Source organism: Achromobacter sp. UBA4530, assembly GCF_002388205.1.
GTDB lineage: Bacteria > Pseudomonadota > Gammaproteobacteria > Burkholderiales > Burkholderiaceae_B > Achromobacter > Achromobacter animicus.
Genome location: NZ_DGMA01000001.1, coordinates 42,897 through 65,876, shown reverse-complemented (window position 1 = coordinate 65,876; position 22,980 = coordinate 42,897). Strand labels below are relative to the sequence as shown.

The 22,980-nt window shown below is 64.1% G+C and carries 17 protein-coding genes, 1 tRNA gene and 1 pseudogene; 15 read left to right on the top strand and 4 right to left on the bottom strand.

From position 1 onward, the window contains the following. The first annotated feature begins 5 nt into the window (after positions 1-5). The 14 genes and pseudogenes from dnaG to B2W22_RS28490 all read left to right on the top strand — a co-directional run. Positions 6-2,087 carry a DNA primase gene (gene dnaG, locus B2W22_RS00200; protein ID WP_286935883.1) on the top strand — a complete coding sequence of 694 codons (2,082 nt, stop codon included), beginning with the start codon at positions 6-8 and terminating at the stop codon, positions 2,085-2,087. Between the two features lie 695 nt (positions 2,088-2,782). After that, positions 2,783-5,050, top strand: a complete 2,268-nt coding sequence (rpoD, locus tag B2W22_RS00195; protein WP_175125025.1) for an RNA polymerase sigma factor RpoD — start codon at positions 2,783-2,785, stop codon at positions 5,048-5,050. 7 nt (positions 5,051-5,057) lie between these two features. After that, a tRNA-Ile gene (locus B2W22_RS00190) sits at positions 5,058-5,136 on the top strand. 1,201 nt (positions 5,137-6,337) lie between these two features. Beyond that, complete coding sequence (locus B2W22_RS00185; RefSeq protein WP_286935882.1) at positions 6,338-8,920, top strand: autotransporter outer membrane beta-barrel domain-containing protein; 2,583 nt, start codon at positions 6,338-6,340, stop codon at positions 8,918-8,920. 361 nt (positions 8,921-9,281) lie between these two features. Beyond that, the gene (locus B2W22_RS00180) at positions 9,282-9,548 is read left to right on the top strand and encodes a hypothetical protein (protein WP_056315734.1); all 267 of its coding nucleotides are present in this window, start codon (positions 9,282-9,284) and stop codon (positions 9,546-9,548) included. 14 nt (positions 9,549-9,562) lie between these two features. Then, on the top strand, positions 9,563-10,966 hold the full coding sequence (locus tag B2W22_RS00175) for a pilus assembly protein TadG-related protein (protein WP_286935881.1): 1,404 nt from the start codon (positions 9,563-9,565) through the stop codon (positions 10,964-10,966). Positions 10,967-11,016: 50 nt separating this feature from the next. After that, positions 11,017-11,580 (top strand): pilus assembly protein, encoded by a 564-nt coding sequence (locus B2W22_RS00170; RefSeq protein WP_254595036.1) that lies wholly within the window; start codon positions 11,017-11,019, stop codon positions 11,578-11,580. Positions 11,581-11,666: 86 nt separating this feature from the next. After that, positions 11,667-12,278 carry a hypothetical protein gene (locus tag B2W22_RS00165; protein ID WP_286935880.1) on the top strand — a complete coding sequence of 204 codons (612 nt, stop codon included), beginning with the start codon at positions 11,667-11,669 and terminating at the stop codon, positions 12,276-12,278. Then, positions 12,275-13,078: a Flp pilus assembly protein CpaB gene (gene cpaB, locus B2W22_RS00160; protein WP_286935879.1), complete on the top strand. Its 804-nt coding sequence runs from the start codon at positions 12,275-12,277 to the stop codon at positions 13,076-13,078. The genes B2W22_RS00165 and cpaB overlap by 4 nt, the downstream gene beginning before the upstream one ends. Further along, positions 13,075-14,454 carry a type II and III secretion system protein family protein gene (locus tag B2W22_RS00155; protein ID WP_286935878.1) on the top strand — a complete coding sequence of 460 codons (1,380 nt, stop codon included), beginning with the start codon at positions 13,075-13,077 and terminating at the stop codon, positions 14,452-14,454. The genes cpaB and B2W22_RS00155 overlap by 4 nt, the downstream gene beginning before the upstream one ends. Continuing rightward, on the top strand, positions 14,441-16,132 hold the full coding sequence (locus B2W22_RS00150; RefSeq protein ID WP_286935906.1) for an ATPase, T2SS/T4P/T4SS family: 1,692 nt from the start codon (positions 14,441-14,443) through the stop codon (positions 16,130-16,132). Before B2W22_RS00155 ends, B2W22_RS00150 begins: the two co-directional genes overlap by 14 nt. Beyond that, on the top strand, positions 16,129-16,974 hold the full coding sequence (locus B2W22_RS00145; RefSeq protein WP_286935877.1) for a type II secretion system F family protein: 846 nt from the start codon (positions 16,129-16,131) through the stop codon (positions 16,972-16,974). The genes B2W22_RS00150 and B2W22_RS00145 overlap by 4 nt, the downstream gene beginning before the upstream one ends. A gap of 11 nt (positions 16,975-16,985) precedes the next feature. Further along, entirely contained in the window at positions 16,986-17,858 is an 873-nt protein-coding gene (locus B2W22_RS00140; RefSeq protein ID WP_175125015.1) for a type II secretion system F family protein, read from the top strand. Further along, positions 17,855-18,088: pseudogene (locus B2W22_RS28490) on the top strand (DUF192 domain-containing protein); the annotation flags it as partial. The gene B2W22_RS00140 and the pseudogene B2W22_RS28490, both read left to right, overlap by 4 nt. 6 nt (positions 18,089-18,094) lie before the next feature. Here B2W22_RS28490 and B2W22_RS00135 read toward each other — a convergent pair. Continuing rightward, positions 18,095-18,898, bottom strand: a complete 804-nt coding sequence (locus tag B2W22_RS00135; protein WP_224776787.1) for a BPSS1780 family membrane protein — start codon at positions 18,896-18,898, stop codon at positions 18,095-18,097. Positions 18,899-18,961: 63 nt separating this feature from the next. Beyond that, on the bottom strand, positions 18,962-19,930 hold the full coding sequence (locus tag B2W22_RS00130) for a homoserine kinase (RefSeq protein WP_286935875.1): 969 nt from the start codon (positions 19,928-19,930) through the stop codon (positions 18,962-18,964). Between the two features lie 217 nt (positions 19,931-20,147). Here B2W22_RS00130 and dusA point away from each other — a divergent pair, with 217 nt between their 5' ends. Continuing rightward, entirely contained in the window at positions 20,148-21,128 is a 981-nt protein-coding gene (gene dusA / locus B2W22_RS00125; protein WP_239214670.1) for a tRNA dihydrouridine(20/20a) synthase DusA, read from the top strand. Between the two features lie 34 nt (positions 21,129-21,162). Here dusA and B2W22_RS00120 read toward each other — a convergent pair whose 3' ends face one another. Then, entirely contained in the window at positions 21,163-21,621 is a 459-nt protein-coding gene (locus B2W22_RS00120; RefSeq protein ID WP_056315762.1) for a CBS domain-containing protein, read from the bottom strand. Between the two features lie 36 nt (positions 21,622-21,657). Then, the gene (locus tag B2W22_RS00115) at positions 21,658-22,971 is read right to left on the bottom strand and encodes a YihY family inner membrane protein (RefSeq protein ID WP_286935874.1); all 1,314 of its coding nucleotides are present in this window, start codon (positions 22,969-22,971) and stop codon (positions 21,658-21,660) included. Positions 22,972-22,980: the final 9 nt, after the last annotated feature.

Here is a 22,980-nt window from a genome sequence, read left to right as displayed (position 1 = left end):
ATCTATTGATTCCAGAATCATTCATCCAGGATTTGCTCGCCCGAGTCGACGTCGTCGACGTTGTCGGGCGATATGTGCAGTTGCGAAAGGGTGGGGCCAACTTGCTTGGCCTGTGCCCCTTTCATAACGAAAAAAGCCCCTCGTTCACTGTCAGCCCCACCAAGCAGTTCTATCACTGCTTCGGATGTGGTGCACACGGCAGCGCCATCACCTTCTTGATGGAACATACGGGCGCCAGTTTCCCCGACGCCGTGCGCACGCTCGCGGCGTCGGCGGGAATGACGGTCCCCGAAGAAAACCGCAGTCCCCGCCAGCAGCAGGAATCGGCACGCCGCAAGGCCGAAGAGTCCCGCCATACGCAGGTGCTCGATGCGGCCCAAGCCCATTACCTGAAACAGTTGCGTGCTTCTCCCGCAGCCGTCCGCTATTTGAAGCAGCGCGGTCTGACCGGCGAAATTGCAGCGCATTTCGGATTGGGTTGGTCCGGTACGGACCGCCACGGCTTGTCCCAGGTGTTTCCCAATTACGAAGACCCCACGCTGGTGGAGTCCGGACTTGTCATCGAGTCTGAAGACGGGCGCCGCTACGACCGCTTCCGCGAGCGGGTTATGTTTCCGATCCGCAACGCGCGCGGCAGTCTCATCGGATTTGGCGGCCGGATCATCGGCAAAGGCGAGCCCAAATACCTGAACTCGCCCGAGACGCCTCTGTTTTCAAAAGGGCAGGAGCTCTACGGCCTGTGGGAGGCGCGCCAAGCCATCCGCCAGGAAGGTCAGGTCATCGTCGTCGAAGGCTACATGGACGTGGTCGGGCTGGCGCAGCAGGGCATCGCCAATGCCGTCGCCACGCTGGGCACCGCGACCACCCCGGATCACGTCAAGAAGCTGCTGCGGTCCAGCGACAAGGTCATCTTCAGCTTCGACGGCGACAAGGCCGGACGGCGTGCTGCCTGGCGCGCGCTGCAGGCCTGTCTGCCGGTGCTCAGGGACGATATCGCGATCCGCTTTCTGTTCCTGCCGGCCGAGCACGATCCCGATTCGTACGTGCGCGAATTGGGGGCCGAAGCGTTCCGTGCCTGTCTGGGCGATGCCGTGGCGCTGTCCCGGTTCCTCCTGGACGAGCTTGCATCGCGTCACAACATGAACGAAGCCGAAGGCCGCGCCAGTTGCCTTCACGAGGCCAAGCCGCTGTTGTCAGCGATTCCTGAATGTGCGCTGCGCGTGCAGATCGAACGGGAAATGGCCAAGCTGGTTCAGCTGACGCCCGAGGAAATGGCGCAGGTCTTGGCGCAGCAACCCGCCAAACCGTTCGCACCCGGCCCGCGGCCAGCGCCCGGCGCGGGTGAAGCCGGAATGCCTTCGGGTAGCGAGCCCGGTCATGACGGCGGTCCGCCTGACATGGGCTACGACTTCGGCAACCACGATTTCAGCGACATTCCGGCAGACGAGTCGGACTTCACCGATTACGGCCAGTACGCCTCGCACGGCGACGAGCCGAGCGGCGGCGCGGGCGGATGGCAACAAGGCGGCAAGCAGGAATGGAAGGGTAAAAGCGACTGGAAAGGTAAGGGCGACTGGAAGGGCAAGGGCGATTGGAAAGGTGGCAAGGGCAACTGGAAAGGCCGGCGCGACAACGACGTTGGCGGCTTCGAGGGGCGCCGCACCATGCCGTCCCTGGCCAAGCGGCTGTTGAGTCTGCTGCTCGCCCATCCCGAACTGGTTGACTCCATGGGCGACCAGCAGCTTGAAGTCATCGACCATGGCCCCCATCTAGGATTGGTACGGGACCTGATCATGCTGGCGCAAACCAGCGGTGCGCGCCATGTCGGTGCGTTGCTGGAGGCCGCTGAGCCCGATTCGGACCTTGCCACGGTCTTGAAGGGCCTGCGGGCGGACATGCTCGCGCAGGAAGACCTGCCTGATCCCCAGACCGAATGGGACGACGCCTTGCGGCGAATCGAATTCGATTCGGCGAAAACGGAAATGGCCAAGCTGGCGGCTGCAGGGCTTGCTTCGGAAGAGGCGCGCAAACGCTATCTCGAGCTGTCTAGCCGTATGACGGTCTTGAAAGGTGCTGGGTTGCGCTAAATACGCTAAAATCAAAGGTTTTCCGCTCATGCGGGGCGCCCAAGTGCGCTGGTCAAGGCTTACCGCCATTGCCAGTTGCGGCCCGACTGTTGCATGATCGACAAAATTGACGGTCGGTATGGAAGTTGATTGTTCCCCATACCGGTACAGCAGTAGCAGGAACGTGAAATGTAGTTTGGCACCGGAATCTATTCCGGATGCCGGAATCTAATACTTATTGTGCCAATTGGACGAGAGCGGCAAGCCGCTCGGGCACCCGGTAGTTGAACGCTTCAGAAAATCCGGATGCGTGTGTCTGAATTGTTACATGGTTAATTAATATAGCTGAGCGGTGGATCAATAGCAGTTCAGCGGCGGTCATTCCGCGTGGCGTTAGTGGTTCGGGTGCTGTGTATACCTAGCTGCTTGGGGCAATGGCCCGATAAGCGAGCAAAGCCTATTTATAGGCAGGCAGCCCCCCCAACGTCCGGAACCCGCCGATGAATGAGGTCATGCACGTCTTGCGCCAGAACGGTAAAGCACCCGGTACGGCGCCAGAAGGGCTCGAAAGAGCCGGTGCTGCGAACAACGCAGCCGCGTGAACTCCGCCGATCCACCAGATTTACCCGTATTCCAAGCCACCCCGGGTCCGTACCCGGCGCGGCGTTATGCGGTGCAACATGCCCAAACGGGTTGCGACGACCACGGAAGCGACTATGACCAAATCCACCGGCAAATCCTCCTCTGCAATTGATGCGGCCGAAAACCAGGCTGTGGCGCCCAAGCGCGCCGTCAGCATGGCCGCGGAAAAAGCGCCCGCCAAGACGGCGGTGAAGGTCGCCAAGCCCGCTGTCAAGACAGCTGCCAAAAAGGCAGCCAAGACGGCCGTTGCCGCGGACAAGCCTGAAAAGGTGACGAAGGCCCGCGCCAAGAAGGCCGAAGACAAGCTTGCCGACCTGGTCGGCAGCGCGCGCCCCGCACCGAGCGGCCGCCGTCCGGGCCGCCCCGCCAAGAACGCCAACAACGACTCCGATGGTTTCGACGATCCGATGGACGGCGAAGGCGAAGTCCTGCCCGACCTGAAGCCGCCGAAGCGCGGCGGCAAGCGTGGCAAGGCCGATCCCAAGGACCTGATCGCCCGCGGTCCCGTCACGCCGGAAGAATACGAAGCGCGCCGCAATCGCCTGAAGCAGCTGATCAAGCTGGGCAAGGACCGCGGCTACCTGACGTACGGCGAAATCAACGACCATCTGCCCGACGATCTGGTCGACGCGGAAGCCATCGACGGCATCATCAGCACCTTCAGCGACATGGGTATCGCGGTCTATGACCAGGCGCCCGATGCCGAAACCCTGTTGATGAGCGAAAACGCGCCGGTGGCGTCCAACGACGACGACGTCGAAGACGAAGCCGAAGCCGCGCTCACGACCGTGGACTCCGATTTCGGCCGCACCACCGACCCGGTCCGCATGTACATGCGCGAAATGGGCTCGGTCGAGCTGCTGACCCGCGAAGGCGAAATCGAAATCGCCAAGCGCATCGAAGACGGCCTGAAGCACATGGTCATGGCCATCTCGGCCTGCCCGACCACCATCAACGAAATCCTGGCCCACATCACCCGCGTGCGTGAAGGCCAGGCGCAGATCGACGAAGTCGTCGACGGCCTAGTCGATCCGGAAGACGGCGAAGAATACGCCGGCGCTGGCGTCACCGCGGATGAAGACGAAAGCGACGACGGCCCCGCCGGCGGCATGTCCAGCAAGCAGCTGGAAGACCTGCGCGTCAAGGCTCTGGCCAAGTTCGACGAGGTCAACAAGCAGTTCGACAAGATGCGCCTGTCGTACGAGAAGGACGGCTACAAGTCGGACATCTACGTGCGCGCCCAGGAATCCATCCAGAACGAACTGATGGGCATCCGCTTCACCGCCAAGATGGTGGAAAAGCTGGCCGACACGCTGCGCAACCAGGTTGAAGAAGTCCGTCAGCTCGAGCGCGCTGTCCTGCATACGTGTGTGGACCGGGCCGGCATGCCGCGCCTGCACTTCATCAAGGTGTTCCCCGGCAACGAAACGAACCTGCAGTGGGTCGTCGACGAAGTGGCCGCTGGCCATCCGTACGCCGAAACGCTGGAGCGCCAGATTCCCGCCGTGCAGGAACTGCAGCAGAAGCTGATCGACCTGCAAACGCGCGTCGTGCTGCCGCTGAAGGACCTGAAGGACGTCAACAAGCGCATGGCCACCGGCGAAGCCAAGGCTCGCAAGGCCAAGCGCGAAATGACCGAAGCCAACCTGCGTCTGGTGATCTCGATCGCCAAGAAGTACACGAACCGTGGCCTGCAGTTCCTGGATCTGATCCAGGAAGGCAACATTGGCCTGATGAAGGCCGTGGACAAGTTCGAATACCGTCGCGGCTACAAGTTCTCGACCTACGCAACGTGGTGGATCCGTCAGGCCATCACGCGCTCCATCGCCGACCAGGCACGCACCATCCGTATTCCGGTTCACATGATCGAAACGATCAACAAGATGAACCGCATCAGCCGTCAGATTCTGCAGGAAACCGGCGCTGAGCCGGATCCCGCGACGCTGGCGCAGAAGATGGACATGCCCGAGGACAAGATCCGCAAGATCCTGAAGATCGCCAAGGAACCGATCTCCATGGAAACGCCCATCGGTGACGACGACGATTCGCACCTGGGTGATTTCATCGAAGACACGTCCACGCTGGCGCCTTCGGATGCAGCGCTGCATGGTTCGATGCGCGACGTGGTCAAGGAAGTGCTAGACTCTCTGACCCCGCGTGAAGCCAAGGTCCTGCGCATGCGTTTCGGTATCGAAATGAGCACCGACCAGACCCTGGAAGAAGTGGGCAAGCAGTTCGACGTCACGCGCGAGCGCATCCGCCAAATAGAGGCTAAAGCGCTGCGCAAGCTGCGTCACCCCAGCCGGGCCGACAAGCTGAAGAGCTTCCTGGAAGGGCAGTAAATTTCCTGGGCCTCTAGCTCATGCCTGGTTAGAGCAGCGGACTCATAATCCGTTGGTGCCGAGTTCGACTCTCGGGGGGCCTACCAAGAATTGACGCGGGTTTGCATGAAGTTCATGCAGCCCGCGTTTTCTTTTGTGTGTGGGAATTTTTGCCGCTCTGGCTGAGCGCTGTTTCGATGGCATTCGTGTTGTGGAACTGAGCCCGCTGGACCGGGTCCAGCGCCACTTTGGGAAATATGGAGGCCGATGTGTCTTGGGAGGGCGATCACAGGCCGATCCTGCACGACCAAGCCCAGGGGCGGACCTGATGGCGCCGGCCCCGACTGGATCGGCCTATTTGGAGGTGTCTCGGCCAAGTTCAAAGCCCTCGGACGACGACTTGGCGAGGTCGGAAAGGATGCTACAGGATGGGCTGATCAGATGAACGGGCTTCAGGCTTACGCGAGGCCATCGGGGCTACCATGTAGCATTCGCTCATGCGATGATGACCACGACAGCGCCGGGTAGGCGCTACTGCGTGTGAGGTTCCCCGATGAGCGATACCCCGAAGGATGGCAATACCAAGCGGCCAACCCCGCCTCAAGATCCCGAGCGGCCGGTAACTCCTCAGCCCAAGGACGCGCCAGACGCGCCGCGTCGCATGCGGTGGCCGGCCGACTTCCCAGCCAAGCATTGACCTCTACTTTTCCACGGTGCCCTTAGATCTAGCCGGGCGCGTCTGGTTACGCTTCACGAACAGAAATATCGAAATCCTTTCCCATAGTTCGCAAGGCCGCTGAGATCGTGTCGATCTTCGTGGAGTGCCCAAGATTGACGATGCGGGTGACGTCTTGAGGACGGGTGGTCAAGCGGCGTGCCCGCTCGGCGGGTGTGATGCGCTGAGCCAGCATCTCATTTAGCAGAAGTACCTTCGCCCACACGCTCGGGGGAGGGGAATGAGAACTCCAGCGTCTCCAGGGGTGGACGGAAGAGGAACGGGTCCGCGGTCGCCACTGTGACGACCAGCTTTTCGGAAGGCTACGAAAGAAACCTGAGCAATCAGGTATCGCAGCCGCCAGCAATGGCGGCTGTTTTGTTTTTGGCGTCCGGGCGTACGAGAAGGCTCAATGACCGCGCATCGTTGACCGTTCTGTATTGGTAACCCCGCGTAACACTTCCTCGTCCAAAAGGACTATTCCTCAATAATCCTCGAAACCGCTCACGGCTGTGGGCGATGACGGGAGGACCCATCCGCCCCGTCCGATGTTTGGCATGTGCTGATACCGAAGCTCGATCGGAGGAAGTTTCATGAAAAACAACGCTCTGCACGCCGGCGTGCTTTCTCGCTCGTCGCTGCTCCCTCTCCTGGCATTTCCTTGGCTATCGGCCGCTCAGATCACCATCGAGAGCGGGCAGACGGTATCCGTCCCGGGCACGCAGGCTTCCCCCTGGAACATAAATACTTCTCTCCTTGTCGGTAACGCGGGAACCGGCACGCTGAATGTGTTGAGTGGCGGCCTGTTGAGCAGCCCCGACGCTTACCTGGGGGGTATTTCCGGCGGCGCCGGGTTGGTCTCGGTGACCGGACCGAACGCGCGATGGGAGGTGTCCTTCAACGGTTTGAGCATGCTGAATGTAGGGTGGAGTGCGGCAGGGACACTGACGGTTGCCGGGGGCGGCGTGGTCCAGAGTCAGCGCGCCACCCTCGGGGAATTCGACGATGGCGTAGGCGTTGTGACCGTCACTGGCGCGGGCTCGCAATGGATAAACAATCAGCTGCTCTTCATCGGGATGTCGGGTGTTGGGAGTTTGAACATCGCGGATGGCGGCTATGTTTCGACGGGTTCAGGCTCCATTGGCGTCTTTGGCGGCAAAGGAGCGGTAATTGTTAGCGGGGCCAATTCTCAGTGGCTTTCCGCCTCGCCCATTCAGATTGGCTCGTTCGGAAGTGGCAGCCTGACGATCTCCGAAGGCGGGAAGGTGATCGCTCCCGGCGCGCTGATAGGCTCGACAGCTTCCGGGATCGGCAAGCTTGTCATCGGCAGCGATGTGGGCACTGCGCCGGTCGCGCCTGGCACGCTGGAAACCACGCGCGTTTCATTTGGCCCGGGCGACAGCCGGGTGATTTTCAATCACACGTCTTCCAGTTATGTGTTCGATGCGACGATCAACAATGGCGCCAACAATGCTGCGGGGTCCAATACTGGATTGGTCGGCGGGGGGCGGCTCGAAGCGATGGCGGGGCGCACCATCCTGAATGCGGACCACAGGGACTTTACGGGTGTCGCGCGAATAGGCGGCGCGGGCATTCTTCAGGTCAATCGCGATCTGTCGGGCGCGTCGATGCAGATTCTTACGGGCGGTACGTTGGAAGGGCGCGGACGGGTGGGCAGTGTCGTCAACGCAGGCACCGTATCGCCCGGGGCATCGTTGGGCACGCTGACCATCAGCGGAAACTATACGGGTAGCAGCGGTTCGTTGTTGCATCTGGAGACCGTGCTAGGCAATGACGCGTCGCCCGCTGACAAACTGGTTGTGACGGGCGATGTTGTGGGCGATACCGCTGTCAAAGTCACCAACCTGAGTGGCAGCGGGGCGCAGACGGTAAACGGCATTCGAGTTATAGAGGTCGGCGGCGCGTCGCCCGCAAATGCCTTCACCCTTCAGGGCGATTACCGGGCCGAAAACGGTCAGCAAGCCGTGATCGCCGGCGCGTATGCGTACACGCTTGAACACGGCGGCAGCGAGACGCCCGCGGACGGTCACTGGTACCTCGTATCCAAGTTCAGGGAGCCCGGGACGGCTCCCGAACCGGAACCAGGGCCCGGACCCGGACCCGGACCCATTCCGGAACCCGAACCCGGGCCTGGCGCACCGGCGGAGGAAATTCCCGGCATGCCCGAAGAGGGGCCGCGCTATCAGCCTGGCATACCGCTTTTCGAGCAGTATCCCCAGGTGCTCGCTTCCCTCAATACGGTGCCGACGTTGCAGCAACGCATCGAAAACCGGTTCTGGCGAACTGACGGTCAACTGCCCGCAGCCGGAGAAAAATACGGAGGGTGGGCTCGCATCCAAGGCTCCACCAGTTCAATGAACCCGGCACAGTCGGCGACGAAGTCGAGCCGGGATATCGATCTGTGGAAGCTGCAAACCGGCATTGACGTCGTGGCGAACCGCCGGCCGGATGGATCGATGCTGGTGGCCGGCGTGAATCTTTCCCATGGCAACGCGTCCGCCGATATTGCGTCTCCGTATGGCCGGGGCAAGATCGACACGACAGGCACGGGCGTGGGCGCCAGCCTGACGTGGTACGGCGCCAGCGGGTTCTACGTGGATGGACAATTGCAGGCCATGTGGTTCGACAGCGATATCTCGTCGCGCACGATCGGGCGTGATGAGGTGAAGGGCAACAACGGAAACGGCGTCGCCATCTCGGTGGAGACGGGCTATCGCTATGACATCGGCAAGGGGTTCTCGCTGACTCCGCAGGCGCAGTTGATTCGGTCTCGCGTGGACTTCGACAGTTTCACGGACCCGTTCGGCGCGAAGGTGCGGCTTGACGATGGCGACAGTCTGACCGGACGTTTAGGCGTGTCGCTCGATTATGAACCTGAATATTCTGGTGCGAAGGGCGCGGCGGGGCGAACGCATGTGTACGCCAGCGCGAATCTCTATAACGAGTTCATGAATGGCACAAACGTCAACGTGGCCGGCGTGTCTTTTCGAAGCCGGGATGAGCGTCTGTGGGCCGAGCTTGGCGTCGGTGGAACCTACCTGTGGAACAAGGGGCGCTACGGTGTGTATGGCAACCTGAGCGTAGCCGGCGCCACCAACAACATGAGCGACAACCATTCCGTGGGTGGCATGATCGGGTTTCGCGTGCAATGGTAGGGATCGTCCAAGGCTCGTACGCGAAAGGGCAATAGCTCCCGCGAATAGCAAAGCCCCGCCAGCAGGCCCCCCAAATGGAAGAGCGCCCCAGCTCAAGATGAGTCTGAGGCGCTCCTGCCCGGCTTCGCACGCGATGGGTGTCAGACAGCCCGGCAACTCAAATCTACTGCTGGCAATCCGGCCCGGCAATAGGGGAAACCCTTGCGATAAACGGGGTTGAATCATCTTCTTTTCCAGGTTTCTTGACGGGCGCGCGCGTCAAGGTGCGGGGGCGAATTTGTCCGTCTCGGCATCCACGAATTGTCCGCCGGCCGCCGGCTGGCGACACTGGCCTCCACGTTCATTGCACGGGAGAGCAGACATGTGGGGGCATCGAAAACGCCAGTTGGGCCAAGGTATGACTGAATACATTGTCGTGGTGGCGCTGGTCGCCGTCGCGGCAATCGCGGTCTATCAGTATTTCGGACAAGTGGTGCGTTCGCAGACGGCAGCGATGGCTCGCGAGCTGGCTGGCGAAGATGGCAGCACGCAGTCCAAAGCCGCGCAGCAGGCGGCCCAGAAGGCTGCCGCGCAGACCAAGGCGCGGTCGCTCAAGTCATTTACCGGCAATGCCGAGATCGCGAATTGAGGGCGCATCCCATCATGTTCGCCGATCAACAGCGCGGCCAAGCCCTGGTCTTGGGTATCGTCATTGCGGCCGTCGGTGCGGCGTCGCTGGTGGTCCTGTACAACTTTGGCCAGACCATCGAGGCGCGAAGCCGCCTCACCCATGCGGCCGACGCGGCCGCCTATAGCGGCGCGCTGGTTCAGGCGCGGGCACTCAATGCCATTGCCTACGTGAATCGCAGCCAGATCGCGCATCAGGTTGCCATGGCGCATATGGTGACGTTGGGAGCGTCCGCGCACTATCTCGATGCGATGCAATCGCAGCGCCAGCGAGGCAACCCGCCGGCCAGCCTGATCGCCATGCTTTTCGGACCCGACGCCGGGGCGGCCTATCAGGGCGCGCGGGGGCCTTCGAATGCCGACGGCCGGCTCGCCTCTGCTTTCGCGCAACACGATCGCGTCGTGCATCAGGTGCTGGAAATGGCGGCGCGAGAGATTGTGGGTGACCTTACGGCATCACGGGAGCGTGCAATGCGTGAGGTGCTGGCTGCCAACTATCCGGCGTTCGGTGAGATCAACGCTGGCGGGGCGTCCGCTGCTGCATCGCCAATTGATCTGAGACTGCTGACCGACGGGTGGCCTGGCTACACGGAGCGCCACGCCGCGACGCGCAAGGCCGGCTTGCGCCCTGCAACGGAAGACGCGGTGGCTCGCTATGGGTTCCTGGATCGCCGCAACGACACACGTCGCAATCCTTGGGCCGTCAGCTCACGTTGTCCCTTGCATCGGCACGAGCTCAGGCGGCGCGGTTCGACCTGGCTGGGGCCGGACGGCCATTGGGGCGCGTTGGACACGCAGTCCTACCACGCGCTGCGCTCGAACCGCTGGATCGGCTGCTACTTTCGTGAGTACGCGATGGGATGGGGAACCGTGCAGGGCGAAAAAAGCCGTGCCCCAGACGACGTGGAATTTGTCGAAGATCCACCCGCGGACTTTTCGCAGGAGGACTTCTGGCGGTGGGTCGAGCACGCCACCTCGTGGAACATCTTTGACGGGGCCACCAATCCGATGGCGAACTCCTACGCCATGGCGTCGGCCCGGCGCTGGCCTGGGCGCGGATTGCCGGCGTATCGGGAAGTCGCGTCGAAGCGTCTTGCTGAGCCCTTACGGTTTGCCATTGCGGTCAGCCTGGATTCCTCCGTCGTTAAAACCACGGACGCCGACAGCGCCGTCACCGCGCCAAGTGGTCAGTTTCGCTACACCGCATTGGGGCGGACCGGCGCCGTCACGGTCAGCACGGCGGCCGAGACGCACTTTGCGCGGCCGGAACGGCGCGCCGACGGCAGGTCGGAACTGGCCACGCTCTTTCGGCCCTATTGGCAGGCTCGCCTGTCCGCGCTTACGCAGCAGGAAGCCGTGCAGGCCGGGAGGCTTCGATGAAGAGGCGCGGGTCAACCGAACGCGGGCAGGCGGTGGTCGAGGCGTTGCTGATGTTGCCGCTGATGGCAGTGCTGCTCTGGGCGGTCTCCGATATCGGCGCCATGCAGTTTTCAGCGCAGCGCAACACGCAAGCCAGCCGGCAGGCTGTCATGGCGGTGGCGTTGGGCCAGCCGGCGGCAACGCTGCGTGCGCCGTCAGGAATGGTCCTGACCGACGCGGCCCAGAGTCGGCCCGGGACCGCCGTGGCCGGCGCCGCGGCGTTGCAGAACGAGTGGTTCGGCGGGGCAATGCAGTTGTTGTCCGTGCAGACCCGTTCGCTGCCGCTTCCGGGGAACGCCATGTTTGGATTGCCGATCTCGCGTCACATCAGTGTCGCAAGCGGAGCGGGCTATGCGCATGGCGACGCCGACGCGCAACGACGCATAGGCGCGTCGTCGGCAGGGTGGTTGCAGGCCGGCCGCACGTCGCTGGCCGAGGCCGAGCGCATGCAGCCTCAGGTCAGCAAGGTCGAGGTCCCATGGAGGCGGCCTGCGTTGTCGCTGGATTGGCTTTCGGCGTGGCATGACGTGGTGCCGAATGATCGGCTTGGCAAGCGTGTGGAGGACGGAAGATGAATCGGGCCCGAACGTTTCCCAAGCGGTGGGGCAGGTGGCGCCGCCTTGGTTTCCTCGCAGTCGGCGTTGGCCTATGTGGTGGGTTGTTGCTGCCTCAGCGCGCCAGTGCGTCAGCGGGCGTCCTCAGCCTTGAGGGCCTGCAATTGCCCGCGGGGGCTGTGCGCGAGCGCCTGGCAGACCGGATGTGGCTGCACGGGATGCCCGCGCAGGTATGGGTGTTCGATGTGCCCCAAAGCCCGTCGGCCGTAGCCAAAACGCTGGCTGCCCAGCAGCCTGCATTGGCAGATCTGCACGTGCTGCCAGGACAACTCATCTTGTCCGGCCGCATCGGCAGTGACCGCTGGGTGGCGCAATTGGAAAGTGCTGGAATGGACCGTACTGTCGGCAGCCTTTCGGCGATCAGTGTTCGTGCGGCTCCCACCGCGCAGTTGCCCGGGTGGCTGCCGAAGGGCGCGCGCGTCAAATCGGATGTCGCTGTGATGGAGTCCGGCGTCAAGGTTTCCGACCGCATCTGGCAGTACGCGGTGCCACCGCAAAAACTGGCCGAACTCCTCGATGCCGGAATGCGGCGGGCGGGATGGGTTCAGCAGGGCGATGGCGCCGATCAATGGTGGGCGCGTGAACGCGAGCGGATGAAGCTGTGGTTGGTGCCTTTGGACGGCGGCAGCGGGCTGCGTGCACTGGGGTGGGCGCCATGAATCCCTGGATCATTCGCGGCGCCGCGCGGCTGCGCCGTACCGGCGTATACGGATTGGCCGTGATGGCAGGGCTGGTCGCCGCCTGGGCCGTGCGGGAACACGTCCAGCAGCGCGTCCAGGCGCTGGAGGCCGAGGCGCACACGCCGTCGGTCAGTCGCCTGGTGGCTGCTTATGACCTGCCGGCCGGCACGCTACTCGAAGAGGTGCACCTTGCTGTGCGCCAGATTCCGCAGCCTTGGGCGCCGGGGGCCAGTGTGGATCCCCTTGAGGTCGGCAGCGTGATCGGCGCCACGCTTCTTGCTGATGTCGCGCATGGCGAACCCCTGCTCAGAAGTTTCATGACCTTCGAAGCGCCGCAGCCCTCGCTGGCCGCGCGGCTCCAGGCGGGGCAGCGCGCCCTCACGGTTGCCGCCACAGATCTGGGCGGGCTGGCGGACATGCTGAAGGGCGGCGACGCGATCGACATCTATGTGACCTTCAATCACCGCCAACGCGAGCTCACCGTGCCGGTGCTGCAGAGCATGCGCGTCCTGACCGGCGGGGGCGAGGACGGCGCGGGCAACATCACCTTGGCGGCGACGCCCGATGAAGCCATGCGGTTCATCGCCGCGCGGCAGGCTGGGGTGTTGACTGCAATGCTGCGTCATCGCGATGACGCAATATCCGTCAACCCCGCCGCGCAAAGCGATCTGGCTTCGCTCATCGGACTGGACGCTGAACCCAAGCCTGCGCCGGGCGTTGCCATTCTTTATGGCGATCGCCTGGACGCGTGGGCAAGCGTCGACTCGGAGGGGCCATGACGCCAATAAGAGCTTTCTTGGTCTTCGTGCTGTGCCTGGTTTGCCACCCCGCATGGTCTGACACCCAGACACTGGAACTGCAGGTCGGCGAGACCCGCGTGTTGCCGCACCCTGGCGTGAGGCGGGTGGCCATCGGCAATAGCCAGGTGGTCAGCGCCCTGGCTGCCGAAGGGCGCGAGATCGTGGTGTTCGCACGGGCGGAAGGCGTGTCGTCCGTGCATGTCTGGGCAGGCCGCGATCGCATCGCGGCCTATGAGCTGCGCGTGGTGGCCGCCGGTACGCCGCGCTTGCGCGAAGAGGTTCATAGCCTGCTCTCCCGCATTCCAGGTGCGCGAAGCTCGAGCGTGGGCGGACGCATTTTGATCGAAGGCGACGATCTGTCCGACGATGACCGCTCGCGCATCGCGGCGCTGGCGGACCGGTATCCGGAGGTCGTGGATTTCACGGGACAGGTCGGGTGGGACCGCATGGTGCTGCTGGACGTGCAGGTGGTCGAAATTCCCACGTCGCGGCTGCAGGAGTTCGGCGTGCGCTGGGATGGCCTGACGCAGGGGGGCGTCAATGCAGGATTGGCGTGGGATGGCGGATCTCGTGGCCGCATGACCCGGCCTGGCGAGCAGATCATCGAGACGGCGGCACCGGTCTCGTCGGCCGCGGGTTACTTCGGCGTCAACGCCTTGCTGTCGGCACGTATTGCCGCGCTGGCGCAAACCGGAGAAGCGGTCATGCTCGCGCAACCGCAGCTTCTTGCCCGAAGCGGCGCGAGCGCGACCTTTCTTGCAGGCGGGGAAGTGCCCTATGCCTCAACCGATGCGCGAGGCAATCCCACCACGCTATTCAAACCCTATGGCGTGTCGCTGAACATCACGCCTCGGATCGACCGCAACGGCGTCATCCGGTCGCTCATCGAAGTGGAGGCCAGTTCAGTCGACACCTCGCTAAGCCTTCCCGGCGGCCCGGCGCTGCGGACACGCCGCGCGTCCACCGAATTCAATGTGCGTTCCGGCAACACGCTTGTCATCGGCGGCTTTCTCTCGCGCGAGCAGGGCTCCGACGTCAGCGGCTTGCCGGGTCTGCGGAACATCCCGATCCTGGGCGCGTTGTTTTCCTCTACCCGCTATCAGCGCCGCGAGACCGAACTGGCTATCTTCGTGACGCCGAAGATCGTTTCGCAGGGCGAGCCCGCCATGGCGGATCGCGTTCGGCGCGGACGCGAGATGCTTGAGTCGACGTTTCCGGATCCTCCCCAACTGGGAACGGCGGTGCCTTCCGATGCGGCTGGGTGGGATCCCTACGCGGGCGCCGGCTCGCAATGGGTCACGCGTTCGGCGGGTGCAGGTTCGACATTGGCGGAAGGCCGTGATGCTCAATATTGAACTGACCTTTGAGGACGCCGCGCAGCAGCAGCTCAAGCTGCCCGCGCCGGTGCTGATTGGAAGAGGCGCTGATTGCGCGTTGCGGATTCCGACCTGGAGGATCGGCCGGCAACATGCCCGGCTGGTTTGCGAAGCAGACGTCATCGTCCTGGAAGACCTGGGTACGCTGGCGGGTACGATGGTCAACGGCGTCAGGGTGGTGCGGCACGCGCCGGTGCTGCCTCACGACGAGATCCTTATCGGGCCTTGCAGGCTACGCGTGTCGAGGCTTGCGCCTGAGGCAGCCGACCGCGTCGACACTCCGGATGCCGCGCCTCGGGGCGCCACGCAATCCGGACAACCTCCAACGTACGATGCTGGTTGCGTCCCGGCGGCGGCGGCTTCGCCGGCCCCTGCTCATCGGTTGCACGACCGCCGCCGCCTCCATGCGGCCCTGCTGAGCGCGTTGGACCTGCGCCGGCGCGATGTGGCCGGGATGAGCGATGGCATTCTCCGCGCCGAGGCCGAGCGTCTTTTGATGCAAATCGTGGCCACGGACGCCGAACTTCCGTCGCAAGCCGACAAGGCGGCGCTCTGCCGCGAGGTGCTGGATGAAGCGGTAGGGCTCGGGCCGCTGGAACCGTTGCTCGCTGCGTCGGATATCACGGAAATCATGGTCAACCGCTACGACGAAATTTACGTCGAGCGTGCGGGCCGCCTGTGGCGCGAACCGGCTGCGTTCACCAGCGAGCAATCGGTGCGCTGGGTGATCGAACGCATCGTGACCCCATTGGGACGCCGCATCGATGAAAGTTCTCCGATGGTGGATGCGCGGCTGCCCGATGGGTCACGCGTACACGCCATCATTCCCCCCGTGGCGATGAAGGGCGCCAGCCTGACCATCCGGAAGTTTCCGCAGCGGCGGCCGCAGATGCCAGACCTGATTGCGCTGGGCGCGCTAAGCGACCCGATGGCACGGTTTCTGGCGCTATGCGTCAGGATGCGCAAGAACCTGGTCGTTTCAGGCGGTACGGGTTCCGGCAAGACGACGCTGCTGAATATCCTGTCGAACGAGATTCCTGACGGCGAGCGCGTGGTCACGATTGAAGACGCGGCGGAGTTGCGGCTGAACCACGCGCATCTGGTCGCGCTGGAGGCGCGGCCGGCGAACCAGGAAGGCAGAGGCCGAGTCGACATCCGGGAACTCGTGCGCAATGCGTTGCGTATGCGGCCGGATCGCATCGTGGTGGGCGAGTGCCGGGGCGCTGAGGCGTTCGACATGCTGACGGCCATGAATACGGGCCATGAAGGCTCACTGACCACACTGCACGCCAATTCTCCACGGGACGCCTTGGCCCGGCTGGAATCCATGATTTTGATGGCGGGGCTGGACCTGCCGCTGTCGGCGGTCCGCGAACACATTGCCGCCAGTGTGGATGTGGTCGTGCAGCAGGCGCGGTTGTCGGATGGACGCCGCGTCATCACGGCGATCGTTGAAGTGGCAGGCATGGAAAGCGGCCGCATTCAGTTGCAGGACCTGTTCGGCTTTAATCGAGCCCATGGGTTTCGCGGATGCGGCGCGCTACCTGGATTCGCGCAGGAATGGGCGGACAAGGGCGTGAGCCTGGATACCGCATGGTTTTCGGACTCGGCGGGCCGGGTGCCTGACTTCGGCGCTTTTGCGCAGGGCTTGCCATGATCTGGCTTGCGGCAGCGGCCGCCATGGTGTGCGCCGGGTTGCTGGCGTGGCGTGCGCAGAACTGGTTTGCGCCGGCGCTTCGACGCTACCGCGAGGTCTACACCCAGGATGCGAGCGTGCGCTTGAGCGAAGTGTTTTTGTTCATCGACCCGCGCCAATTGTGGGTGGGCGCAGTAGGCTGCGGTGTAGCGGCCGCGGTCGCCGCGTTCACGGCCACCGGCAGCGCGCTGGTGGCGGTTTTGTTCGCCCTCCCGTCGGCGCGGCTGCCACGAATGGTTGTAGAAGGTTTGCGGCGACGGCGTGCGCGACGCTTTGAAGCGCAATTGCCCATGGCGCTGTTGATGCTGGCATCCGCGTTGCGGGCCGGCGTGGCCATGACGACCGGTTTGCGCCATGTCGTGGAACAGAGCAGCGCACCGCTCGCCCAGGAGTTCGGTCTGATGCTGCGGGAACAGCGTCTGGGCGTGCCGTGGGACGTTGCGCTGGACAACCTGCAGGTCAGGATGCCGGCTGACTCGACCTCGCTGGTGGTGGCGGCAATGCGCATCGCGGCAAAGACCGGCGGCAATCTGGCGGAAGCCCTGGAAAGCATCGCGCAGACATTGCGTGTCCGCCTTCAATTGCAGGCAAAGCTGCTGGCGTTGACGTCCCAGGGGCGGCTGCAGGCATGGATCGTGGGCGCATTGCCTTTGCTGCTGCTGGCGGTGCTCGACCGGCTGGAGCCGGAGACCATGGGGCTGTTGTGGCACACGCCGTTGGGGTGGGGCGTGCTGGCCATCGTGGCGGTGCTGGAGACGGCCGGCGTGCTGCTGATCCGGCGAATCATGCGGATTGATATCTGAGTGGGGGCGGGATGTGGCTATACCTGAGCATGTCCGCGACGGCGGCCGGGACGGCCTGGCTTGCGTGGGTGCTGTTGAGACCGTTGTTGAAGGCGGAACAGAATGCGGCGCGCGCCATGCCGTGGTGGTGGCGCGTCGCATGGCCCTGGATCGCTGCGGTGGCGCCGTTGGCGGGTCCGCTCTGCTCGTGGCGGTGGCGGCTACGGCTGGATCAGGCAATAGAACGGGCGGCGTTGCCGCGGGAAGTCGGGTATGCGCACATCGCGGCGTTGTGCGCTAGCGCGGCTATGGCTGCCGGCGGCATGGCCGCCGCCGGAGCGCTTGCGCTGGCACCGCCGGGCGACGCGGCGCTGCTGCCCTGGGCGCTGGCGTGTGCGCTGGCCGCCGGCATGGCGCCGGCGTTGTGGTTGAAGGGGCTGGCTGCGCAGCGATGCCGCGCCATCGAACGGGATCTGCCCTTCGTGTTCGACATGATGACGCTGTGCGTCGAAGCGGGCTTGAGCGTGCAGGGCGCGCTGCAATTGGCGGCACAAAGCGGTCCGCCGGGTGTGCTGCGCGACGCGCTCACGGATGCCCTGGCAGAAATGCGGGCGGGCGTGTCCAGAACCGTGGCGATCAAGACATTGGCCGAACGCAGCAACAGCGCGCTGGCGCGAAACTGGGCGGCGGCTCTGGCGCAGGCGGAGGCGCTTGGGGCCAGCCTGGGGCCGGTCTTGCGTGCGCAAGCGGCGCAATGCCGCAGCGATCGCCACACGCGGGCCGAGCAACTGGCGATGCAGGCGCCGGTGAAGATGCTGCTGCCGTTGATCGGCTGCATCTTTCCGTGCACGTTCATCGTGCTGGCTTTTCCGATTGCGGTTCAGTTGTTGCAGAGCGTGCAATGAGACGCCCCATGCCACTACGCGAAGGGCGCTTGCGGTTGCTGACCGTAAAGCGGTGGTGTGGGCGTATGCGTGGGTTGCTGGGGCGGGCCCCGCCGGGGCCGCGGGCAGGCGTGCTGCTGACTCCCTGCGCCGCGGTGCATACCTTTGGTATGCGTTACGCCATCGACGTGGCGTTTATCGGCCGGGACGGCCGGGTGGTGGGATTGCGCCGGGCGCTTGCGCCGTGGCGGGTGACGTTATGCCTGCGCGCCGTTGCCGTTGTCGAGATGCGTGCCGGGGTTATTGATGCCGAACACGGAGGTATAGGCCGGATAGAAGCTGCAGTACAGGACGCCGCCCGCCGCGATGTTGAACGGAATCTGCAGCGTGCCGGCAAATTGGGGCGACAAGCCGACGGCAACCAGCAATCCGGCGCACAGGTCGATGAACAGGAACACCATGATCCAGCAAACGCCATACACCATGAACGGCAGCTTGTTGCGCCAGCACGCGATGCCGGAGAAGAACAGGGCTTGCGTCAGGCGCAGACCGTGCCAGGCCACCAGCACGGGCGCGTGCCAGAACAGCGCCGCGATCACCACGTAGCAAATTGCGAACAGCATCAGCGGCATGGCCATGGCCGACAGAATCGGCTCCATGCTCTTTTCGACCGAGGCGATGCGCATGCCTTCCATCATCGAATCGGAAAAGGGCAGGAAGATGGCCAAGCCTGTCACCAGGCAAAGGCCGGCATACAGCAGACCCATCAGGAACAGCTTGCGGAACACGCCGGGCTGCTTGAGCGGCTTGCCCCACATGGACGGCAGCATGACGCGGTCGGCCTCGACGTGCTTGCACGCGGACAGCGTCATCAGGGTGATGATGGGCATCAGGGCCACGACCAGCATCGGGCCGACCGGCGGCGTTGCCGATGCAAAGACGACGAGCAGGCTGATCGCCATGGCCCAGGTGAACATGGCCAGGGGTTGTTTGCGGAACAGACGGAATCCGTCGCGGACCCAAAGCCAGCCGGACGTCGCGGGTAGAAATGCTGCTTGCATGGCTCTCTAGAGGGGAGTTCTCTCAAATACGGGATGCTGTTCCCATTATGGGGGGCGTAGCGGTTACGGCAAGACGGGCAGTTCCGAGCGGTGGCGCGCTTGCAACACTCTTTCGAAGTGGCGTGGGTCGTGCGGCTTGAGCGTCTGCGCCGGGCGGGGCAGGAAGAAGTCATACAACCGGGACAGCCAGAAACGCAGGGCTGCCGCTCGCAGCATCTGGGGCCAGACTTCGCGCTCGGCGTCCGTGAAGGGGCGCACCGCCGCGTAGGCAGCCAGCCAGGATTGCACCAGCTCGGGGATGAATTCGCCGGTGTCGCGCTCGATGCACCAGTCGTTGACGCTGACGGCCACGTCGAAAAGCCAGGTGTCGCAGCCCGCGAAATAGAAGTCGATGATGCCGCCCATGAGCGGATCTTCGAAGGTGCCGGCAAAAAGGACGTTGTCCCGGAACAGGTCGCAGTGGGCGGGGCCGGACTGCAAGGCCTGCCATGCGGGAGTCTGGATGGCGGCCTGCTGGGCGGCCAGTTCGGACGTCAGCAGTTCGGCCTGGGCGGGGTTGAGAAAGGGCAGGACCTTGGGCGCGGTTTCGAGCCACCACGACAGCCCGCGCAGGTTGGGCTGGTGGATCGGAAAGTCCTGCGCCGCGACGTGGGCGCGGGCGAGGGTGGCGCCGGCGAGCGCGCAGTGGGCGGGGCCGGGGGCCGGCTCGTACCCGCCGGGCAGGCGCGACACGATGGCGCACGGCTTGCCGTGCAGCGTGGTCAAGCGGGTGCCGTCGCGCAGCGTCTGCGGCTGCGGCACCGGGATGCCGCGTTCGGCCAGGTGATACATCAGCTCAATGTAGAAGGGCAGCTGCGCCTGCGTCAGCACCTCGAACAGCGTCAGGACATATTCGCCCCGCGTCGTATACAGAAAATAGTTGGTGTTCTCGATACCCGCCGTAATGCCTCGAAGCGAGACAAACTCGCCCAGATCGAAATGCGCCAGCAGGGCGCGCGCGTCGTCATCGGATACGGGGGTGAATACGGCCATGGATCTTCGGTATGAGGGTTGAACGGACGCGCGCACGGGCGTGCAGGGTCGCGGCGCCGCAATTTTAGACCACATGGCGGGCGGCCTCGGGCAGCGGTTCCACGTGGGGCGCCGATCCCGGCGGGCACAATGTTGCCAAGCACCGTAAAATACCGCATCCCCTTGTTTTGTAGAGTGATTCTTGGACTCCCCCGACTGGCGGCTTTGCGTCGCCCCGATGATCGACGTCACTGACCGCCACTGCCGGTACTTTCACCGTCTGCTGGCGCCGCGCGCCCGCTTGTACACCGAAATGATCACCACCGGTGCGCTGTTGCACGGCAACGTGGCCCGCCACCTGGACTTTGACGAGGCCGAGCATCCCGTCGCCTTGCAATTGGGCGGCAGCGAGCCCGACGCATTGGCGCACGCCGCCAAGCTTGGCAAGCAATGGGGCTATGACGAAATCAACCTGAATTGCGGCTGCCCGTCCGAACGGGTCCAGAAGGGCGCATTTGGCGCCTGCCTGATGGCCGAGCCGGCCCTGGTGGCCGACTGCATGAAGGCCATGCAGGACGCCGTGGACATTCCTGTCACGGTCAAGCACCGCCTGGGACTGGACTACGACGAATCCTATGAGTTCGTGCGCGATTTCGTGGGCAAGGTCTATGACACCGGTTGCCGCGTGTTCATCGCGCACGCGCGCAATGCCGTGCTCAAGGGCCTCTCGCCCAAGGACAACCGCGAGATCCCCCCGCTGCGCTACGACGTGGTTGCGCAATTGAAGCGCGATTTTCCGGATTGCACGTTCGTGCTCAATGGCGGTCTGGCCGATGCCGGGCAGTCCGTGCAGGCGGCCGGAGCCTTTGATGGGGTGATGCTGGGTCGCGCCGCGTGGCATACGCCGCGCGTGCTGTCTGAAGTGTCAATGCAGTTGTGGCCGTCGGTGCGGCTGCCCAGCGATGCGCAGGTCGTGGACGCGATGACGGAGTACGCCGCGCGTCAGGTTGCCAAGGGCGTGCCGTTGCGGGTGATGACGCGTCCGATGCTGGGGCTGGTGAACGGCCAGTCAGGGGCGCGCCGGTGGCGCCGGATGTTGTCGGATCCGGCCCTTTTGGCGGCGAACAATCCGGAACTGATCTACGACGCGTGGCGCAGCCAGCGGCATGCGCCGGGTGCGCGCGACGCGACGCGCGAGGCCGCGTCCGCCGGGATGTGAATCCGCAGCCGGCGCCGCAAGGGCGCCGGCGGGCTCAGGACTGGGCGGGCTCCGCGCTTTCGGCAGGCCAATCGCGAATGTAGGCCTTCAGCATGTTGTTTTCGAACTGCTGCGCCGCGACGATGGCCTGCGCCATGTCGTAGAACGAAATGACGCCCATCAGGGTGGGGCCGTCCATGACGGGGATGTAGCGGGCGTGCTTTTCGAGCATCAGGCGCTGGACTTCGTCGGCGCTGGTGTTGGGCGAAACGCTGACCGGCGCGTCGTCCATGATGGAACGGATGGTCGTATCGCCTGCGCCGCCGTGCGCGTGCATGTGGCGGATGATTTCGCGGAACGTGAGCATGCCGGTCAGGGTGCCGAATTCCATGATGACCAGCGAGCCTATGTCTTGTTCGCTCATGGTTTGCACGGCCTGCGCCACGGGCATGTCGGGCGACGCCGTATAGAGCGTATCGCCCTTGACGCGCAAAATCTCACTGACCTTCAACATCGGTATCTCCTGGGGCGGACTGCGCCCTATGCTTTGCTATTTCTTGTTCGCTTCCAGTTGCAGCACTGGGGCGACTCCATTTCCGGTATTTTGCGCTTCTCCGCAGAGTTCTTCCAGCGTTGGCGTGGTTTGCGGCGAATTTACGGACGATGCGATGCGCAGGATGTCGGGGTCATTGCGGACGCGGGCTTGGCTTCGGTCCAGCAGGAAGCGATCCACGACGGGCGCCAGCGAGGTCTCGCGCGCGTCGCACGTCAGCATCCAGTTGTCTTCGGGACTGCGGGTGGCCAATCCCATCTTGCTCAGCGTTTCCAGGACTTCATTGAGTTCATCCTGATGCAGCCGCAGCTCCGAGGCCAACGTGTTGGCGGCCACGCCGCCGGGCGTCGAGAGCTGCGCGCGGCGCAGTGCGCGCAGCGCATCCAGCGCGTCGACGAACGAGGCGCCCGGGTAGCGGTTGATGTGCCAGCGTCCCAGCCGGATCAGCGGCGCGCTGGAAGCAAGCGTTGCGCCCAGCAGCACGGCCAGCCAGGACAGGTAGATCCACAGCAGGAAGATTGGCAGCGTGGCGAAGGCGCCGTAGATGACCGTGTAGGTGGGAAACCGGGTCAGGTAGAAGGCGAACGCGGACTTCATGATTTCCAGCACGATGGCCGTGACACAGCCCCCGATCAGCGCGTCGCGCCACAGCACGTCGCGGTTGGGCACGACGACAAAAAGCGCGGCAAAGCCCAGGCCGGTCAGCACCAGCGGGATGAACGAGACGACGACACTGATGACTTCAGGGACGTCCTTGATGAGACCCAGCGATTCGCGGGCCACGAACGAGGTCGCCCACAAGCTGGCGCCAGCCAGGACGGGTCCGAGCGTGATGATGGCCCAATACACCAGTGCCCGCTGCGGCAGGGGACGCTGGCGCGAGACGCGCCAGATGTCGTTGAAGGCCTGGTCGATCGTCATGATCAGCAGCAGCGATGTGACCAGCAGGAACGCGCCGCCAATGGCGGTCAGGCGCGACGCCTGGTGCGCGAACTGGTTCAGGTAGTCCATGATGTTGTCCGACACGGACGGCGGCATCAGGCTGGTGGTGAGGAAGTCCTCGAGGGCGACCCGGAATTCCTGGAACACGGGAAAGGCCGTGAACAGCGACAGCACCACCGCGAGCATGGGGACGATTGCCAGAACGGTGGTGAAGGTGAGGCTGGAGGCAACCTGCAGCAGCTTTTCTTCGTTGGCGCGTTGGAGGACGAAACGAAATACGCGTCCGGTCCTCGCGACCCGGGAAATGCGCGAGGTTGGTCGTTCTTTGACCGCCGGCGTAGCGGCGGCGGGCTCGGCGGGGCGATTCATCAGGCGATA

Excerpts from the sequence above, each read along its gene's own strand:
- rpoD (WP_175125025.1), top strand. The coding sequence starts at position 2,783 with ATGACCAAATCCACCGGCAAATCCTCCTCTGCAATTGATGCGGCCGAA.
- B2W22_RS00185 (WP_286935882.1), top strand. The coding sequence starts at position 6,338 with ATGAAAAACAACGCTCTGCACGCCGGCGTGCTTTCTCGCTCGTCGCTG.
- B2W22_RS00180 (WP_056315734.1), top strand. The coding sequence starts at position 9,282 with ATGTGGGGGCATCGAAAACGCCAGTTGGGCCAAGGTATGACTGAATAC.
- B2W22_RS00175 (WP_286935881.1), top strand. The coding sequence starts at position 9,563 with ATGTTCGCCGATCAACAGCGCGGCCAAGCCCTGGTCTTGGGTATCGTC.
- B2W22_RS00170 (WP_254595036.1), top strand. The coding sequence starts at position 11,017 with ATGTTGCCGCTGATGGCAGTGCTGCTCTGGGCGGTCTCCGATATCGGC.
- cpaB (WP_286935879.1), top strand. The coding sequence starts at position 12,275 with ATGAATCCCTGGATCATTCGCGGCGCCGCGCGGCTGCGCCGTACCGGC.
- B2W22_RS00155 (WP_286935878.1), top strand. The coding sequence starts at position 13,075 with ATGACGCCAATAAGAGCTTTCTTGGTCTTCGTGCTGTGCCTGGTTTGC.
- B2W22_RS00150 (WP_286935906.1), top strand. The coding sequence starts at position 14,441 with ATGCTCAATATTGAACTGACCTTTGAGGACGCCGCGCAGCAGCAGCTC.
- B2W22_RS00145 (WP_286935877.1), top strand. The coding sequence starts at position 16,129 with ATGATCTGGCTTGCGGCAGCGGCCGCCATGGTGTGCGCCGGGTTGCTG.
- B2W22_RS00140 (WP_175125015.1), top strand. The coding sequence starts at position 16,986 with ATGTGGCTATACCTGAGCATGTCCGCGACGGCGGCCGGGACGGCCTGG.
- B2W22_RS00135 (WP_224776787.1), bottom strand. The coding sequence starts at position 18,898 with ATGCAAGCAGCATTTCTACCCGCGACGTCCGGCTGGCTTTGGGTCCGC.
- B2W22_RS00130 (WP_286935875.1), bottom strand. The coding sequence starts at position 19,930 with ATGGCCGTATTCACCCCCGTATCCGATGACGACGCGCGCGCCCTGCTG.
- dusA (WP_239214670.1), top strand. The coding sequence starts at position 20,148 with ATGATCGACGTCACTGACCGCCACTGCCGGTACTTTCACCGTCTGCTG.
- B2W22_RS00120 (WP_056315762.1), bottom strand. The coding sequence starts at position 21,621 with ATGTTGAAGGTCAGTGAGATTTTGCGCGTCAAGGGCGATACGCTCTAT.
- B2W22_RS00115 (WP_286935874.1), bottom strand. The coding sequence starts at position 22,971 with ATGAATCGCCCCGCCGAGCCCGCCGCCGCTACGCCGGCGGTCAAAGAA.